This window comes from Paenibacillus qinlingensis (assembly GCF_031455095.1).
Lineage (GTDB): Bacteria > Bacillota > Bacilli > Paenibacillales > NBRC-103111 > Paenibacillus_E > Paenibacillus_E qinlingensis_A.
This window is the reverse complement of record NZ_JAVDSB010000030.1, coordinates 24,517-40,974: the sequence shown is the minus strand read 5'-3', so window position 1 is coordinate 40,974 and position 16,458 is coordinate 24,517. Positions and strand designations below refer to the sequence as shown.

The following is a 16,458-nucleotide window of genomic DNA, read 5'->3' as shown; positions in this document are numbered from 1 at the left end:
GAAGCGGATGTTGGAAAAATACCTTATTATTCATTCAACTCATAAGCGAGTATCTTCCACACATTGTTGATCTTTCCGATTACGATCCGGTTGAACATCATCGCTAAACTCCTCTTCCTTTCAACGTTGCTCATGTTATCCCACTCATTACGGATATGAAGCAACCTATCTACGATTTCCTTACGATTTCCCTTACTGACATTCTTCTCAGGTAGCTGATCCAGTTCCTTCTGCAGCTGAGCTAATTGTGCCTGATCACCATCAATCAGCATGCTATACTCATCATAGGACATTTTATTGTCACCCATAGCTTTAGCCCATTTCATTCTACGTTCTTTACTGTCGGCCATCTTCTTCGTTATACGCTTACGTTCTTTCTCCACATCAATTTTAGTTGGTTCAATCACCTTATCCACATCTAAACTGGCATCTGATATTACGTCTATACGGGCCATCAGAAGTTTAACGAGCTTTGATTCTGTTATTTCAGAAGCTTCACAATTCATACTAGCTCGACCTTTACCATTGCAACGATATCCATGGTAGATCGTTTCCTTGTACTTGCTCATCTTGCCATTGTAAGACCTACCACATATGGCGCATTTGACGATTGTTGAGAAAGGGAAGTCATAGGGTGATGTGCTCATAAATCCGTCTCTAACGCGTTCCTTGATCTTCTGTACCTGTTCAAATGTTTCAATATCAACAATAGCTTCGTGCATGTCTCTGACGATTATACGTTTCTCTTCTGGATCATCTGCTTTCTTCCAATGAGCAGCACCAGTATAGGTTAAATTTCCTAGTACAGAATCAATCATCTTCTCAGACCATTGTACGCCAGTTTTAGATGTTATACCGCGACTGTTCAGATTCCTAGCTATTTTGTTACGTCCCCATCCTTCTATTCGCCACGCGTACATTTGACGCACTACAGTGGCTTCCTCTTCCTTCAAAATTAACTTTAGGTTGTCTCCATTCTCATAACCATACGGCGCGTTAGGATTGCTCCTAAGACCTTTAGCGGCACGTTTGGACAATCCCTTATAAATCTCTTCACGAAGGTTGTCTAGGTAAATCTCAGCGAATATTCCCGTCATGTAAATGAATATCTTACCCATTGTTGACTTGGTGTCAATTTGTTCAGAATATCCATTGATAATCAACCGTATGTCCAGCTTATTTATGAGATCGATGAGGAAGTATAAGTCACCCATATTACGCGTGAGCCTGTCCAGCTTATGAATGATAAGCGCGTCGAACTTGTGATCTTTCATATCCTTGATAAGCTTTTGTACACCAGGACGATCTAAGTTACCCCCACTTTCACCTGGATCTGTGTACAACTCATGGAATACCCAACCACGTTTTCCAATCTCCTGCATGAGTAAATCTTCTTGTGCTTCGAGGGAGAAACCTTCGATCTGGCGATCACTCGAGACCCTAGTATATACAGCTGCTCTAATTTCTTTGATTAGCTTGTGTTCTTTTGCCATAGTTCCTCCTTATAAAGAAAAGCCCCGGAGGGCCTATTTGTTTTCGTTGATTTTTAGATTTTCATTAAATAATTCAGTAGCTTCTTTATCACCTTTAAGAATAATATCAAGTATTGTTTTTTCAAGTGTATGTAGTCTACGTTCAAACTCTGATTCAGCTGTTTTTCTGGTGTCTTCAGCATCAGTGAGACCTAGTAGGTAGTCAGTATTTACTTTGAGGATTGTAGCTATTTTAGCTAGTGTCTCTAAATTAGGTTCACCTTTATTTTTTTCAAATTGATTGTAATACTGCTGTGAAACTCCAATTTCTTCAGACAACTCCTTTTGAGTCATCCCTTTTTTGTTTCTGGCTAATTTTAGACGTTCGGAAAAAATCTCCAAATAAAATACCTCCATGTATTGACTAAATAAACTATTAGCGATATTATACTGTTATAAGCGATAAGGAGGTGAGGGCATGAGAACAAAAAGTAAAGTAGCATATCTAAGAAGAGTGAGATTTTTAACTCAAAAAGAAGTAGCGGCAGAGTTAGAAATGTCGCAGCAATACTACTGTAAGCTGGAAAAGAATCCTGATGACTTTTCTTTAGGACTAGCTAAAAAATTGAAAATTATATTAGGTGTTGATCACATTGATGATCTTGTTGGTGATGTCATTTAACAACTATTTGTTTATTTTACACTTAAGGGTTTTAAAAGACAAGGAGGAAAGAAATGAGTACTCCAGGTAAAATGCAAAAAATCACCATTATGCAAACTTGGCGGGATGCATGGTGATTTTGAAACAAGGCAATGGCCTATTTAGTCATAATTATAACACAAAATGTGACTTGAATAAATCTGTTGCCTCTGATAATTACAAACAAATTTGAGGAGGATTTATAAATGGATATTAAAAACAGTGATTTGTTGATGGAGAGTAAAACATTGCGTGAATCAGTTATCGACCGCGTTGAAGTTCTAGATAAAGTTAAAAAATTAGAATTGTTACCTGATGATGTTAACTTAACAGTTGAAATGGGAGCAAGCTATTACGAAGTAGGTATTGAAGCGATTAAGAGCTTGATAAAAGATAACAGGAAAGAGCTAGAAGTAGATGGTCTAAGAACAATAAAAGGAGAGGAACTAAAGTCCTTGAAGGACCTTAGTTTAATCCCTAAAAATACACCTCACCTTATTACTTTCCCACGTAGAGCATTGTTGAGAATTGGTATGATGCTTCAAGGAAGCGTTATTGCTAAAGAAGTTAGATCTATGTTATTGAACAAGGAAGAAGAAGTTAGAACAACAACCGACTACACTTCTCTAAGTCCTCAACTTCAATTTATGATTCAAATGGAACAACGACATAACGCACTTGAAACTAGGTTATTAAATTCAGAAAATCAAAACAATGAATTAAAACAGTCAGTGACGCATTTGTCTCTTGTTGTTGATAATGAAATATTCGTTAATGACCACCAAAAAGCTGATATTCAAAATGCTGTATTCAGTCGTGTAGGTAAATTGACATCAATGGGTTATGAAACTCATTTCCAGTCTCTATTCCGGGCATTAAAGGTTCATTTCAATGTACCCAAATACGACAAGATTAAAAGAGTAGACTTCGACCGTGCTATTGAATTTATTAGTGGTTGGTTCCCAAAATTAAAAGAAGGGTCAAACTAATATGAATTATATTGAAGAACGTGCAAGAGAAATACAAAAAGATCAAGGTGGAAAGATTTTTTCATTCCCTGTTCATGAAGAAGACCCTTACTCTAAATATGCAATAGTAATAGACACTGGTGAAAATTTGATGGTATACCCTAACTCAGTGACAATTGAAGAAGCAGCAGCTTGTATTAAAAGCATGTTAGAAGCACTTAAAGATCAAGGTTTGGATCATGATTACAACCGACTTGTGCGTATGGTTTCGTATGATGCGCAGTTTAACTCCCCTAATGTCACTATGAGAAAATTAAGGAAAGATGAAAAAAATTTCATGAGTTCAGGAGTCCCACTAATGAAGGAAGGTGAGGACTTTTATAAAAGGGACGATGGAGAAGAAGGTTTATATATTAATGCTCGTGGTCTTATAAAATTCAGTTATTTAGAAATGCTGGATAAAAACAAAAATGGTGATAGATTCATGAGAAAATATTATGAATTACTATCATCAAAGAGGTACGGAAAGACAGCTTCAGCAATACAACAAGAAGTTAGAAGAATGGACAGATTATCTGGTATACGTTGGATCGAGAAAACGTATAAAGGTTACATAAAAAATGATAATGATGTTCTCGATATTATGAAGTCTATGATATAAATTTATTGGCCGTCTTTGTGGCGGCCTTCTTTATGGAGGAAACATGTACGTAATAGGACACGACAACGCAGTCTACGACATTGATGAAGCGGACATAATCTGCATAGAAGTACAAAGACCGACAGTCATCTACAGAACACTACACGGGACGTTTAGACGTCCCAGAACGGTCAAGGAGCATGTGCAGATCTATGGTCCACTGGGATTCATGCAGATCGACAAGAATAAAGTCACAAACCTGAAGATAATAGAGAAATACAGTAACGGTGAGGTCCATTATACGAACGGGTTAACGTATCCTATATCGCGCCGGAGAGTCAATGAGGTGCGTAAATACCTACTAAAAAATAGTCCTAAGTGACCGTTCATGTTACGCCATTGGTATCATATTATTCGCAAAATACGACAACATATTATTAAATTTCAGTGTATGATTAATATTAGATAAAAGCGGTTACATAGATAATCTACTTTATTATGAATGGCCATTTCTTGGCAGTTTATTGGCAGTTGAAATGCATTGAAAGCGAACATAAGTTCTGTTATATTTAGTACAAGCAGTCCGCTACGGACAAACGGAGGGATCATTCATGGAAAATGATCAGCAACAAAAAAAACCAGTCATAGACTGGCAACAGGTCTTCATATGTAATGGGTGGGACACAGAAATATTAAACGCTATCATTAATTCTGATTCTTTAGAAAACGAGTATAAGATAGAAGAGCTCTGACTTTGTCAGGGCTTATTTTTTTATCTCCACTGCTATGTATAAATTTATCCATAATTTCTTCATCCGTGTATGTATCAACGAGTTCAAAAATTGTAGTAACATCAAACGTTTCAGCTTGGCTTATATGTGTACTTCTTTCGTAAGATCCTTCTGCAAATTTTGGTTGTATGTATCCTGCCAATATCATTAATTCATCATAAGAATAGTTATAAGCTTTTGATAATGCCGATAGAGTTTCTGGTGTAGGGTTAACTGGAGAACCTGATCGTGGATCTATACCTTTCTCAACTATACTTAGATAGTTATGACTCAATCCAGCTCGTGCTGCCACCTCTCTCAAAGATTTATCACCTCGTAATCTCCTTAATAAATTTCCTAACTCACTCATTAAAATTCCAACTCCTATTCTGCTTTGTAATACGTTGTTATTACTAATGTACACCTTGTAGTACAAATGTAAAACAAAATACTTTGTAATTCATACTTGACTTATATGTAATTCGTGTGTTACATTCTTATCAAGGAGGTGTAACACATGGAGAACAAGCTAAGAGACACAAGAATCAAACGTGGGATGTCGATTTCTGAACTAGCAAGACGTTCAAATACAACTCGACAAACCATTTATGCTATTGAGAAAAGCGAAGTTAAGAACATCTCAGGTTACTTGATGTTTGCTCTCGCTGATGCACTAGAGTGCAATGAGAGAGAAATTTTTTTAAACAATATGTAACACATGAATTACTAAATAAGGAGGCTAACCAATGAGCATACGCCAATACATCAACCCCAAGCTCCAAAACGGCAAACTCATCTATCTAGAAGACGACGCAGACCGAATCACAGTAAAGCTAACAGAGACTATGTTAAACAAGTATGAAGAGTCACTGTTACGTAAGGAAGATAACAAGACGGAAGCTAGTTAGGCACTAATTCGTATCATCATACCACATTATTAATGACATTAACCAAATTTTAGCAAATAGGAGTGCTTATGATCGAACTAGCGATAGAAGAGATACTCCAGCAACTAGGAATCGACATAAGCAAATTCATACAGGAGGAACTACACATTGATCGACATCAAAGCACTACAGGACAAAATCCTGATCCTACAACATGACTTACAGGTAACACGACAGGGTTACTACAGACTTGCAAATGAGAACGCACAACTAAAACAGAAACTGGAGGATATGCACAATGAAAACCTTGTTGGAGCTTGCAGAATTGGAGATTGACGCGCTAGAACACGCGATACGGAACGAGAGTGACATGAACGACTATATATGTGACTTCCCTAAGTACACGTCTAAGGATCTATTGTACGTACTCACATCACTTGTAAAAGAGAATAAAGCGCTTAAAGCTAAGCAGCTGAGAGTAATTAAAAGGAGTGTGGCTGTATGACAAGAGAACAAGCAATCACCTACTTTAAAACTCAATCCTACGCCATTGAACTACTAGTAAAAGAGCTAGAAGGAGATAAGAAAGTAACGGTCGAGTGGATGATTGACCTAGTTGGAGTTAACGACATTCTGAAGGAAGTGGATGCCCTGTGAGTAGTTTCATCAAAGTAATGGTAGCAAGCGGAACAAAAATTAGAGTTAATATAAACCACATTATCTATTACGAACCATATCAAAAGGATGCATATAGCACAAAATATACTCGGATATACATTACAGCTAGTAGTGATGACTGTATTGAAACAGCAACTAACATTGCTGAAATTGACAAGATGATAGAGATGGCGGTTAAAAAATGACCCTATACGATGTGAACTTTATTAAGCACTTTTACCGAACTGAACCGGATGAAGAACTTCACAACAAACTAGTATTCACAGAGAGCAAATGGGAAAGAGAAGCAATCGAGTTGGAGCTAAAAAGGAGGTGTGAAGAGAATGGCAACAGTAACGAAATGTTGTAATGCAAATGTTGTACGTCATCACGGTAGGGAATATCCAGACGGTAATGTTTTCTACATCAGTACATCTTGGGATGCTTGTGAATTATGTCATGATGAGTGGCCGGAGACGATCGAGGAAGAGGAGGAAGAAATTCATGCTTACGCTGCCTACTGATGAGGAATACCGCTGGTTAGCAAGTCAATGGTACATGAATCGTAGGCAGAGAATATTGCTTATGTCTAACTCTAGAGGCAGAAAAAGAAAAAGGATCTTCCAAGGCAATGGAAGACCGACAAACGTTAACGATGATCTTATTATTTTACCACAATGCGAGGTAAATCGCTATGGAAACTAAATATAGGTTCGTAATAAAGCATAAGGAAACACAAAAATACTTTGCGGATACACCTGACTTCAGCACTAGAAAGCTGTTTGAAGCTAAGAGATTCTACGATGAATTGCACTACAATTTATGGCTTGCTACAAGCCCTTATGCAGTAGATAGAGATGATTACGAATTTATACAGATAGAGCAGACCATACAGGAGGTGACACCTCATGAGTGAAAATATGGATTTGTACGAGAAGGTCCGTAGAGTACCTGAAAATGCATTGAAACCTATCGTTGGTGGTCGTTTAAAGGGTATGTCAGATATAAACCCAATGTGGCGTATCAAGATGTTAACAGAGATGTTTGGTATATGTGGAATTGGCTGGCGAATTGAAATTGTTGACCAACGAATTGAGCGTGGATCCGGTGAAGAAATCGTATGTTTTGTAGACATTAACTTGTATATAAAGTCTGATGGTGAGTGGTCTTATCCAATACCTGGTATGGGTGGCAGCTCGTTTGTTACACAAGAACAAAGAGGTCCCTATACGAGTGACGAGTGTTTCAAAATGGCCTATACAGATGCAATAAGTGTAGCGTGTAAATCTCTTGGCTTTGCAGCTGATGTTTACTTCGAAAAAGATAGAACGAAGTACACGGATAAACAAGATACCAAAGCTCCTACAAAGCCTGTAGAGACACCAAAAGAACAAGAACAACCAAACACACCACAACCAGTTAAAATCGTCTCAGACGGAGGTCAGAACACGCATAAATTGATCTCAGAAGGTCAGGTAAAGCTAGTCGGAACGTTAAAGTCTCGTAAAAAGATTTCAGAGGAAGATTTCAGACGAATTCTAGCAGAACACAGCAACGGTAATACAGAAACGAAGAAACTTACAATGACTCAGGCTATCGCCTTGATTAACTTTTTAACTGCTTACGAAGTCGCGTAAACGTGAGACCTTCGGGTCTCCGTAATGTGAAGAAACATGATAGGAGCGTAAAAAGTATGGTACAGATTGAACACACTCGATGTGTCTGTGATCACTGCGACAAGCTGGGACCAGGGATCATTATCTCAGCAACTTTCAGAGAACATCAAAATGACAGCATACAACTTTGTTTGGAACACGCGAATTGGATAGGCAGTGTGTTAACTGAAGGTCAATCGAAATAAACGGGAGGGTTACATATGCCAACATGCGTTAAATGTGGTTACTGGGATGAAACAGATGCGGAGTTTGATAGCACTCGTACGATCTGCGAAGGATGCATGGAACAACCAAAACCTAGGGAGTTAGATCCTGTAGAACCTGACTGGGAAGAAGATGACTACGGGAATTTTAGACCGGTCTTTAAGTAACAAAATGAATAGGAGGTGTTCATATGAAATGTCCTGAGTGTGGCGGTGTAACCCATCGTCATCCCAAATATGTAGATTCATGTGGTAATCCAACAGACGCCTCATATTGGTCTTATTGCGTGGATTGTGATTGGGATGATTACGCAATTGTTTTTGAATTAACGGAAGAAACAAAATGAATAGGGAGCGTGCCTAAGGATGGATGAAAAATTGTTGAATGTTAAACTTGATAATTTTGATTTGAAAAGAATCAAAGAGGTATTTGCTTCAAGAGGTAACAATCCAGATGAAATATCAGAACTAGAAGTATGGTCCATTATTAGTGATGCGCTTATTGAATATAAAATTAGGCATGTTCCTAAGGTATCAAAATGAATAGGGTGAGTTCATGAAAAAATGGTTTTGCCGACATAACTGGCATACAGTCAAACCGCCAGATTGGAAGTATCCATTTTGGGTGGAATACTGCATCAAGTGCGAACGGATACGTAAGGCAACATATTGAATAGGAAGTGTTCATGAGATGGAATTATCCTATAACGCTTGGGTGAAGATGCAAATTGACAAGAATCCAAATTTCATGCAGAAGCCGATGTTGAAACGATGGAACATGTGGTTGGACTATTTACGGAGTATTGAAGAATCAAAATGAATAGGAAGTGTTCATGGAATGAAGAAAGTCAGAATGGACGTTTACGAGTGTGATAATTGCAAGCCGTTGTTTTGTGTTGAGTTAGGCGAACCATTCGAGTGTTGCCCTTATTGCGGACATGAATCCACAACGTATTTAAACACAATCGAAATAGATGCTAAAGAATCACAATGAATAGGGAGCGTGCATTGGAAATGGAAATCGAAGATAAAAAAGTATGTGAATACTGTAATGGTGACGGCGGTATAACAGCAGAGAATTTTGGTCATGTATTTAGCTTTGAGTGTCCTCATTGTAAAGGCACAGGCGAAGAAACCGAAGTATCAAAATGAATATTGAAGTACATGGGAGAAAAAACATGCTCAAAAAGCACATAGAATGCCTATACGCAGTGTGTTACTGGAAAGTGAGAACGGTGTGGATGAAGTTTAGGAGGATGGGGAATGCGTCAGATTAAGTTTCGAGCGTGGGATATCAATGATAAAAAATGGCATACACGAGTTCTTGTAGGCACTAATTGTGGTCATGCCATATATGACGAAGAACGGGGACAGTGGTTTGAATTTGATGAGTTTTGCGGAACTGTAGTGCAATTTACTGGCCTACAAGATCGCAACGGTAAGGATATATACGATGAAGATATTTTGAAGTTCGAATACCCCGTTGAAATCATGGACAATGGCTGTCACTCCATAGATGGTGAAACGATAATCATGCGAGTTGCCTTTATTCAGGGGTGTTGGATCGCTAAAGGTAAAGCTGTAAATTACGAATTTCTGTTGCCACTAGGTGAAATTAACTTATATGAGTTATTCGAAATAAAAGCATATGGCAAGTATCCAGTGAAAATTAGTGTAATTGGTAACACTTTTGAAAATATTGAGCTACTGGAGGCCACCCCATGATATCCAAGCAGAAGCTACTACAGTGGATTGAGGATAAGAGGCACTCTTTTACAGGTCCATATGATACGAAAGACGATGAAATGTACTGTAAAGGCGCTAAGAGAGTTTTGGCCAGATTAGAACAAGTTATTGAGCTAGGGGAGTTTGAAGAAGAGGGATCTAATCCTTCTTCTCCTTCAACTGCTTCTCATACACCAGCAGATCACCAACAGTGCAGTTGAAATAATCGCACAACTTCTCAATAGTTTCATAATCGATACGCACATTAGTACCATCGTACAACCTAGCCAAAGCCGGTGCACTAACACCGGTTTCTCTAGATAATTTGTTTAAACTTCTAATTTTCTTCTCAGCCATTAGTAAGGCCAAGTTACTTTTTATCATAATCATCACCTATTTTTATCATAACCACAATTACCAATTAGTAAATACTATCGGTACAATCATAACGGTAACGTTACAAAAATAACGATAGTGTGATATAATAAAAGCATGATATCAGATAAGGAGGTATTCACATGACAACAAAACCATTCTTGCTCCGTTTGGAACCTGATATGCATAAGGCGCTGAAAGTGTATTGCGCTGAAAAAGGTGAATCCATGCAGGACTTTATCATGAAAGCTATTCAGGATAAGGCTAAACAAAAAGTATTTACCCCAGAACGATCGGCGGTGTAATGGTGGCTAAAGATATATTCTACTTTTCCCATGATTCCAATGCTAGAAGAGATCCCAAAATCGTTGCAATGAGGGGCGTTTATGGGAGTTTAGGATACGCCTGGTATTTTATGTTCATCGAGATGATGAGAGAAGCTGATGGATACAGGTTAGAAATGAAAAGTAAATACGCTTTTAATGCGTATGCATCAGAATTTCAATGCGAACGCATTACGATCGAAGAATTTGTGCATGATTGTGTTGAAGAATTTAACTTGTTCTCATCGGATGGAACCTATTTTTGGAGCGAATCATTGATGAAAAGGATGGATAAGGTGCATGAAAAGTCTGAAAAAGCTAAAAAATCAGCTGCTGTAAGGTGGAAAAAAAGCGATCGCATTGCGAACGCATCGAAAAGTGATGCTATAAATAAAAGTAAAGTAAATGAAATAAAAGATAATTTATTATCACTTATTAATCAGAGTGAAATTAAATACGAAAAAGATGAACAGCTCGAAATCATACTATCTTTTGTAAATGTAATGGATGTTGAAGTTATTGAAGATGTTATAAACCGATCCAAAGGCAATCACATTAACTACGTAAAGAAAGCGCTTAGGAATCGAATGAATGAAGGTAACACCAAAAAGGAAAGTATTAAGCCGGCTTTCGTATCTCATTCAGAAAAAGAAGCTGTAATCCAACAACGACTAGCAGAAGAACGGAAAGAAGCAATACCACAGTCATTTAAACCAGAGTTTGAGGAAGTGAGCGCATGAACGAGGCAATCATTGATCAGGAACAATTTACAGATGTTGAAGCAGAGCAGATGACGATCGGTGCATTACTAAAGTCACCAGATACAATGGACATCGTATCGTCAATCCTCTCTGAAGCAGATTTCTCATATCCGCAGCACATCACCATATTTGGAGTTGCAAAGGAACTATACGAAACTAATAACTTTTCCATTCATACCGTTAAAACATGGTTGAAAGATCGTAGCCTATTGGAGTCGGCCGGCGGCGTGGAGTATATCAATCAGCTGAGGCTGTCAGTTCCGACTATGGCCCTTGTAGAGTATTACGCGAATAAGGTCCGGGACATAGCGATTAAAAGGCGTGGAATGCAATTATCCTATGACATTCAAGATATTACCGTTAACCAAGATTTCTCGAACATACAGGAATATGTGTCCGCGGTTGCTAGCAAGTTCAATTCACTGGACATGACGAAAAAAGGACAGCTCATTAAGATTAACGATGTCGTGGTCAAGCAGATAAAGAAGAAGGTTAGCGGCGTAGTCATCAAGTCTCCAAAACTAGGGTTGCATGACATTGACCAATGGATGAACGGAATTGGCCGTAACCGGTTGATTGTAATTGCCGGCCGTCCAGGTACAGGTAAGACAGCACTAGCACTAAAGGCAGCAAGAAGCATAGCAAAGCAAGAATTCGGACCGGTAGCATTTTTCTCAATGGAGATGGAGAAGGAAGAGTTGGTCGATCGGATTCTATCGGATGTATGTGGGATCCCATTCACACAAGTTCAAAGAGGTGAGCTTGACCTACGAGAAAAAGACATTCTTTTGAAATCAGAAGGTGTAATGACAGATGTGAGTCTGTTTATCGATGACACTCCGCGTATGGATATGGGGTATATCTCAGCACAGTGTCGGAAGATGAAACGTGAACACGGTGGACTTGGTGCGATCGTAATTGATTACCTGGGACTTATTGAACTTCACCAGAAGAAAAACGAAAGCAAGTCGGATGCAATCGGTAGAGTGACAAAAGAATCGAAAAATCTTGCTAAAGAGATTGGATGTTCTGTAATCCTACTTTCCCAAATGAACCGTGAGATTGAAAAACGTGGAGTTAAACGGCCGGTACTATCGGATCTACGGGAATCAGGAAACATTGAACAGGATGCAGATATGGTTATCTTCTTACACCGAGATGATGAAAAGTCATCAGCAGCAATGGCACATGTAGACTTAATCGTTGCGAAAGGACGGCAAACTGGACTAGCGGACTTTGAACTAGCGTTCTACGGCATGGTTCAGCGTATGACGATGATGGTGAGAGCGTGAATGAAGATGAACTCGAACAGTTTGACTACCACAACGAGCAATACCATCTAATCTTAGAAGGCGCGTACTTGATGGATCAAATAGACGAGTGGTCATATCACATGCTTAGAAGGATAGACATTGAAAATATGAATGACCAAGAGGAGGCATATAACACAATGATTGGATGCATAGAGAAAAATAATTTAATGGACCGGATAATCAAAGGTGCTGAATTGATCGAACTTGAGAAGGACCCAGCGATTAAACGAAGATACATTGACGTATACGAGTCTTTGATACATGAACTTGAACGACTTAAATCAGCTTAAAACTAATGTTTTACTAGCTCCGCAGGATAGACATATCTTAAATTGGCTGAATATTCGGAATATGGGAGGTCATTAATGTGGTTCATTTTTATAACATGGCTATCAATGAAAACATTGAACTTGATGAACGGTATGTGGCTGTAAGGAAAATGCAGCAACTTAGGAAAGTGGAAAAGTTCACGCAGGAGAGACTTAAGAAGAAACGTGACTACCAAAAAGAGTATAAGCGGAGAACACAAATCGAAGCGTGAGGTGAGTCCATATGACAAGGAGTGAAATCACTAAATCATTAGAGGACCGTAGAGTAAAACTAGGTTTAACAAAGCAGGAACTAGCTTATAGGTGCCAGATTGATATTTCAAACATCAGCAAGATTACTACACATCCCAAGACAAAGGGATATCACGTAGACACGTTAATCTCGATTCTTGATGTTCTTGGTATGGAGCTAACAGTAAAGATAAAGGGTGATAACTAGTGATGATTCGGGACATGATCGCACAGGAACGTAAGAGGCAGGATAAGCTGCATCCTAACTTTCCGAAGGAATTACGTTTGGCAATTCTGGTTGAGGAAGTCGGAGAAATAAGCACAGCATTGCAGAACGGTGATATTGAAAATCTAAAGACTGAGTTGACACAAACAGCAGCTACCGCAATTCGTTGGTTGGAACACATCAAGAAGGAGGAGTCAACATGATGACTATATATCACCGTGGGAAGTTACTATCACGTGCATGGGACTACGAGGATCTACGTGAGAAGTTAGAAAAGTATCGTTGTTGGTTCACTCCACTGGAAGTGAGGTACGATCGATGATCGAATTCATAGTGTATGGTGAGCCAGTGGCCCAAGGTCGTCCAAGAGCTGGTAAGACAAAAAGTGGTGACGTGGTTATGTACGATCCTGGTAAGTCTAAGAATTATAAAAAGTATGTGAGTGCAGTAGCAAGTCAGTACAAGCCAAGAGAATTAATAGAGTCACCTGTATCACTGACTGTGAAAGTATATCGACCAATTCCTAAAAGTTTCAGCAAGGCAGATAAATATAAAGCCCTACAAGGCGTTTTAAGGCCTAAGAGTAAGCCTGACCTATCAAACTATATCAAAGGGGTAGAAGATGCCTTAGAAGGGATTCTAGTAAGGAATGACAGCCAAGTAGTGGACTATGGTGAGAGTGGAAAGTGGTATTCGGATGATCCGAGGATTGAAATAGTGTTGGAGGTAGTTGTATGAGAGATGATCTCGATGCAGCTAGAGGGATTTTCAACGGGGTGTGCATAGGGTTGATGATGTGGTTGGTCATTTGGGAGGTGGCGTTATGGATCCGATAGCTGTTGTCACATGGTTTGATGGGAAAGGTAAGGAACGCGTGAATAGGTGTATAACTCACTATGATATGGAGCAGCTGATTACGAGATTAAGAGAAGGTGAACGTGTATATTTCATCTCGATGATGAGTCTAGTACATCCATTGCCCGTTAAACGAGTTAGAAGGCGTCGTGTAGCGATTTAAATAGTTTTGACGATAATATGTTTGTTCTTAAATTTAAATGTCTGATAGAGGCGTATATAAGCTAAAGAGATGAATGAGAGGTGAAAGATATTCCGAGAATCAACATGGATAAGAAAAGGATAGAGAGAACTAAACCAAAGATGTATGAGTGGTTGAGAACACGTAAGAGAAAATTGAAAAGGTGTGATGACCATGAACCTAGCAAAGTTGGCAAAGATACAAGACTTTGACCAGCGTAAAAAGATCATGATGTTGCTGCATAAGTTTGAGCGAGAGGATGATAAAAATAGGATTGTGGATCGGTATATAAAAGAGGTAGAAAAATGGCGAAAAACGTAGGAAATTCGAGTAAAATGGAACTTATTCACTATCTTATATAGGCGAAATATGGTACAATTATAGGTAGAATATAACAAAAATTCGGAGGTTTTTTATGTCATTAACGTCGGAACAACAACAAGATTTGAAACAGGAATTGGATTTCACAAGAGAGCGTATGAGCACACTAGAAGTTGATTCAGAAGCATATAACGTACTAGCACAACGGGCCGATGAAATCATTTATTCACTGCAATCTGGTGACTTTGAAGAACGGATTAAGAAGCAGGAAGAAACGGTACAGGCGATTAAGTTGCCACATGACTTTAGTGAGTTATTCGATGATCACCGGGCAAACGATATCATCATTGAGTTGATTAAGCAGTTCCAACGTCAGGCTTATGCCGATCATAACGAGGAAATTGTGAATATCATCTCTGCACATAAGCAGGATCAAGAAGCGACAAAACAACAGATTACTGAACTGCAAGATAAAATTGCTGTGGATGCGCAGGACCTATACAATTGCCACCAAACTATCTTCCAACTGAATTTTGAGCTAGAAGATGTTAAAACTAAACGTGATGCAGCTGTAGAGGCCAAAGAAGAGGCAGAGCAATTGTTGCATGAGAAGCAGCTACACCTAGATAAATTGCAAAATGAGATTGCAAACGGTGCTAAAGAAGCTGCCAAACCAGTAGAAATTACGTTGACTGATCGTTTGTCAGAACTTGTAGAGCAAAGTAAGAGCGCGAAGATTAAATCATCGTTAGAATTAGCGTTAGAACGTACAGCTCCAGTGCGTGGAACTGTTGAAATCACTAAGCCAGTTGGTAGCCAGTTTCGCCCTGAAACCTCTCTTGATGGGGTTGTGGAAGTTCCTGACTTAGGCTTGCAGTTTCCCGTTATACCCAAAGCAGAAGTACCAACCGTATCAGTACCAGGGGATATCGGACAACCTGAGATTGAAGAGGATAGCAGAGTCACGAAGGAGTATCTTGAAGCGAGACTTGCACAGTTCGCTCAGGAAAATGGGTTGGTAGTTAAAATAGCGTCCTAATCGGGCGCTTTTCCATAGGAGAGTGCAGTATGGATCACAGACATGAGTACAGTGAGCAAGATGGTAAATGGGTGTGTGAGTGTGGAAAGTTAATTCCTGATGATCTCCTAAATGAACCAAACATACGGTTCAATGAATTGGTGGAGATAATTAGAAAAAACGGGAGCAAGAGCGGGTTCACAATTAAAACTGGAGTATTAGATTTCACTGAACATAGGGAGGGATAACCGTGGAAATAGAATGGCTAGGACATGCAGACATTGAAACGTACTACACTTCCAAATACAGTTTGCTTGAACTACTGCCTAACATTGTAGAAGAAAATCACAAAGCTCATGTAAGGGCTATGGTGAGGGATTGTGAGTATATCATTGAGTGGCTTGAAACTGGACGTAGACCGGGTAACAAACGCGGTGTGGAGCGTCTAGCAGCGTATCAACGGGAGATACCAAGTGAGCTGATGGAACGATATGCGAATCCACCTAAGCCAGTGGAGTTTCATGATGATAACAAGTATTACCATCTCGAGTACGTGCTGACACTTCTTACTGAGCGTGAACGTGAGTGTTACGAAATGCGTATCGGTGGAATGTGGAATGAACATGATATTGCGAGGAACCTTGGTATCACTAGAGGTGCCGTGCAGACTTTCATTCGGAGAGCTGAAGCAAAAGTTAAGAAGCATAAGAATAAGCCAATACCATTGAGCCTAGTGATCTAGGTTCTTTTTTTATGTCAATATATGCATACATTACTCTATATATTGTGTAAAACATGCAAATCGTATTCATTTCGCCACTATAAGT

The 16,458-nt window shown here is 39.0% G+C and carries 33 protein-coding genes; 29 read left to right on the top strand and 4 right to left on the bottom strand.

The genetic code is table 11. The features are described 5' to 3' along the window. Positions 1-26: 26 nt before the first annotated feature. A complete protein-coding gene (locus J2736_RS33270; protein ID WP_310502815.1) occupies positions 27-1,493 on the bottom strand; it encodes a recombinase family protein in 1,467 nt (488 codons plus the stop codon). A gap of 33 nt (positions 1,494-1,526) precedes the next feature. Further along, complete coding sequence (locus J2736_RS33265; protein ID WP_310502814.1) at positions 1,527-1,874, bottom strand: helix-turn-helix domain-containing protein; 348 nt, start codon at positions 1,872-1,874, stop codon at positions 1,527-1,529. Positions 1,875-1,950: 76 nt separating this feature from the next. On the opposite strand from J2736_RS33265, the gene J2736_RS33260 reads away from it, so the two are divergent. From J2736_RS33260 to J2736_RS34360, 4 genes are all read left to right on the top strand, one after another. After that, positions 1,951-2,154, top strand: coding sequence for a helix-turn-helix transcriptional regulator (locus tag J2736_RS33260; protein WP_310502813.1), 204 nt, complete (start codon positions 1,951-1,953; stop codon positions 2,152-2,154). A 224-nt stretch (positions 2,155-2,378) separates the two neighbouring features. Beyond that, positions 2,379-3,161, top strand: a complete 783-nt coding sequence (locus tag J2736_RS33255; RefSeq protein WP_310502812.1) for an ORF6C domain-containing protein — start codon at positions 2,379-2,381, stop codon at positions 3,159-3,161. Between the two features lies 1 nt (position 3,162). Further along, on the top strand, positions 3,163-3,801 hold the full coding sequence (locus J2736_RS33250) for a hypothetical protein (protein ID WP_310502811.1): 639 nt from the start codon (positions 3,163-3,165) through the stop codon (positions 3,799-3,801). Positions 3,802-3,844: 43 nt separating this feature from the next. Further along, the gene (locus J2736_RS34360) at positions 3,845-4,162 is read left to right on the top strand and encodes a LytTR family DNA-binding domain-containing protein (RefSeq protein WP_397342191.1); all 318 of its coding nucleotides are present in this window, start codon (positions 3,845-3,847) and stop codon (positions 4,160-4,162) included. A 323-nt stretch (positions 4,163-4,485) separates the two neighbouring features. On the opposite strand, the gene J2736_RS33245 is transcribed toward J2736_RS34360, so the two are convergent. Continuing rightward, positions 4,486-4,920: a helix-turn-helix domain-containing protein gene (locus J2736_RS33245; RefSeq protein ID WP_310502810.1), complete on the bottom strand. Its 435-nt coding sequence runs from the start codon at positions 4,918-4,920 to the stop codon at positions 4,486-4,488. Between the two features lie 147 nt (positions 4,921-5,067). Here J2736_RS33245 and J2736_RS33240 point away from each other — a divergent pair, with 147 nt between their 5' ends. The 13 genes from J2736_RS33240 to J2736_RS33180 all read left to right on the top strand — a co-directional run bounded on the left by J2736_RS33240 (position 5,068) and on the right by J2736_RS33180 (position 9,698). Further along, a complete protein-coding gene (locus J2736_RS33240; RefSeq protein ID WP_310502809.1) occupies positions 5,068-5,265 on the top strand; it encodes a helix-turn-helix transcriptional regulator in 198 nt (65 codons plus the stop codon). A gap of 31 nt (positions 5,266-5,296) precedes the next feature. Continuing rightward, on the top strand, positions 5,297-5,458 hold the full coding sequence (locus J2736_RS33235) for a hypothetical protein (RefSeq protein WP_310502808.1): 162 nt from the start codon (positions 5,297-5,299) through the stop codon (positions 5,456-5,458). Positions 5,459-5,735: 277 nt separating this feature from the next. Next, entirely contained in the window at positions 5,736-5,942 is a 207-nt protein-coding gene (locus tag J2736_RS33230) for a hypothetical protein (protein WP_310502807.1), read from the top strand. Continuing rightward, positions 5,939-6,094, top strand: a complete 156-nt coding sequence (locus tag J2736_RS33225; protein ID WP_310502806.1) for a hypothetical protein — start codon at positions 5,939-5,941, stop codon at positions 6,092-6,094. Before J2736_RS33230 ends, J2736_RS33225 begins: the two co-directional genes overlap by 4 nt. Then, positions 6,091-6,300 (top strand): hypothetical protein, encoded by a 210-nt coding sequence (locus J2736_RS33220; RefSeq protein WP_310502805.1) that lies wholly within the window; start codon positions 6,091-6,093, stop codon positions 6,298-6,300. Before J2736_RS33225 ends, J2736_RS33220 begins: the two co-directional genes overlap by 4 nt. A gap of 138 nt (positions 6,301-6,438) precedes the next feature. Then, positions 6,439-6,618 carry a hypothetical protein gene (locus J2736_RS33215; protein WP_310502804.1) on the top strand — a complete coding sequence of 60 codons (180 nt, stop codon included), beginning with the start codon at positions 6,439-6,441 and terminating at the stop codon, positions 6,616-6,618. A gap of 384 nt (positions 6,619-7,002) precedes the next feature. After that, positions 7,003-7,731, top strand: coding sequence for a hypothetical protein (locus J2736_RS33210; protein WP_310502803.1), 729 nt, complete (start codon positions 7,003-7,005; stop codon positions 7,729-7,731). A gap of 239 nt (positions 7,732-7,970) precedes the next feature. Next, positions 7,971-8,141, top strand: coding sequence for a hypothetical protein (locus tag J2736_RS33205; protein ID WP_310502802.1), 171 nt, complete (start codon positions 7,971-7,973; stop codon positions 8,139-8,141). Between the two features lie 23 nt (positions 8,142-8,164). After that, entirely contained in the window at positions 8,165-8,320 is a 156-nt protein-coding gene (locus tag J2736_RS33200) for a hypothetical protein (RefSeq protein WP_310502801.1), read from the top strand. Between the two features lie 19 nt (positions 8,321-8,339). After that, positions 8,340-8,516: a hypothetical protein gene (locus tag J2736_RS33195; protein WP_310502800.1), complete on the top strand. Its 177-nt coding sequence runs from the start codon at positions 8,340-8,342 to the stop codon at positions 8,514-8,516. Positions 8,517-8,664: 148 nt separating this feature from the next. Then, entirely contained in the window at positions 8,665-8,793 is a 129-nt protein-coding gene (locus tag J2736_RS33190; protein WP_310502799.1) for a hypothetical protein, read from the top strand. A gap of 194 nt (positions 8,794-8,987) precedes the next feature. Further along, positions 8,988-9,125, top strand: coding sequence for a hypothetical protein (locus J2736_RS33185; RefSeq protein ID WP_310502798.1), 138 nt, complete (start codon positions 8,988-8,990; stop codon positions 9,123-9,125). Positions 9,126-9,236: 111 nt separating this feature from the next. Continuing rightward, a complete protein-coding gene (locus tag J2736_RS33180; protein ID WP_310502797.1) occupies positions 9,237-9,698 on the top strand; it encodes a YopX family protein in 462 nt (153 codons plus the stop codon). Positions 9,699-9,857: 159 nt separating this feature from the next. On the opposite strand, the gene J2736_RS33175 is transcribed toward J2736_RS33180, so the two are convergent. Then, positions 9,858-10,082, bottom strand: coding sequence for a helix-turn-helix domain-containing protein (locus tag J2736_RS33175; RefSeq protein WP_310502796.1), 225 nt, complete (start codon positions 10,080-10,082; stop codon positions 9,858-9,860). A gap of 134 nt (positions 10,083-10,216) precedes the next feature. On the opposite strand from J2736_RS33175, the gene J2736_RS33170 reads away from it, so the two are divergent. The 12 genes from J2736_RS33170 (at position 10,217) to J2736_RS33115 (ending at position 16,373) form a co-directional block, all read left to right on the top strand. Further along, entirely contained in the window at positions 10,217-10,378 is a 162-nt protein-coding gene (locus J2736_RS33170; protein WP_310502795.1) for a toxin-antitoxin system HicB family antitoxin, read from the top strand. Further along, positions 10,378-11,136, top strand: a complete 759-nt coding sequence (locus J2736_RS33165; RefSeq protein ID WP_310502794.1) for a DUF4373 domain-containing protein — start codon at positions 10,378-10,380, stop codon at positions 11,134-11,136. Before J2736_RS33170 ends, J2736_RS33165 begins: the two co-directional genes overlap by 1 nt. Next, complete coding sequence (locus J2736_RS33160) at positions 11,133-12,449, top strand: replicative DNA helicase (RefSeq protein ID WP_310502793.1); 1,317 nt, start codon at positions 11,133-11,135, stop codon at positions 12,447-12,449. The genes J2736_RS33165 and J2736_RS33160 overlap by 4 nt, the downstream gene beginning before the upstream one ends. A 128-nt stretch (positions 12,450-12,577) precedes the next feature. Beyond that, a complete protein-coding gene (locus J2736_RS33155) occupies positions 12,578-12,760 on the top strand; it encodes a hypothetical protein (protein WP_310502792.1) in 183 nt (60 codons plus the stop codon). A gap of 77 nt (positions 12,761-12,837) precedes the next feature. Continuing rightward, on the top strand, positions 12,838-13,011 hold the full coding sequence (locus tag J2736_RS33150; protein ID WP_310502791.1) for a hypothetical protein: 174 nt from the start codon (positions 12,838-12,840) through the stop codon (positions 13,009-13,011). 229 nt (positions 13,012-13,240) lie between these two features. Then, positions 13,241-13,459: a nucleoside triphosphate pyrophosphohydrolase family protein gene (locus J2736_RS33145; protein ID WP_310502790.1), complete on the top strand. Its 219-nt coding sequence runs from the start codon at positions 13,241-13,243 to the stop codon at positions 13,457-13,459. After that, entirely contained in the window at positions 13,456-13,578 is a 123-nt protein-coding gene (locus J2736_RS33140) for a hypothetical protein (RefSeq protein WP_310502789.1), read from the top strand. Before J2736_RS33145 ends, J2736_RS33140 begins: the two co-directional genes overlap by 4 nt. After that, positions 13,575-13,994 carry a RusA family crossover junction endodeoxyribonuclease gene (locus tag J2736_RS33135; RefSeq protein ID WP_310502788.1) on the top strand — a complete coding sequence of 140 codons (420 nt, stop codon included), beginning with the start codon at positions 13,575-13,577 and terminating at the stop codon, positions 13,992-13,994. Before J2736_RS33140 ends, J2736_RS33135 begins: the two co-directional genes overlap by 4 nt. Before the next feature lie 85 nt (positions 13,995-14,079). Continuing rightward, complete coding sequence (locus J2736_RS33130) at positions 14,080-14,274, top strand: hypothetical protein (protein ID WP_310502787.1); 195 nt, start codon at positions 14,080-14,082, stop codon at positions 14,272-14,274. Positions 14,275-14,466: 192 nt separating this feature from the next. Next, positions 14,467-14,613 carry a hypothetical protein gene (locus J2736_RS33125; RefSeq protein ID WP_310502786.1) on the top strand — a complete coding sequence of 49 codons (147 nt, stop codon included), beginning with the start codon at positions 14,467-14,469 and terminating at the stop codon, positions 14,611-14,613. 94 nt (positions 14,614-14,707) lie between these two features. Next, the gene (locus J2736_RS33120; RefSeq protein WP_310502785.1) at positions 14,708-15,652 is read left to right on the top strand and encodes a hypothetical protein; all 945 of its coding nucleotides are present in this window, start codon (positions 14,708-14,710) and stop codon (positions 15,650-15,652) included. 229 nt (positions 15,653-15,881) lie between these two features. After that, the gene (locus J2736_RS33115) at positions 15,882-16,373 is read left to right on the top strand and encodes a sigma factor-like helix-turn-helix DNA-binding protein (RefSeq protein WP_310502784.1); all 492 of its coding nucleotides are present in this window, start codon (positions 15,882-15,884) and stop codon (positions 16,371-16,373) included. Positions 16,374-16,458: the final 85 nt, after the last annotated feature.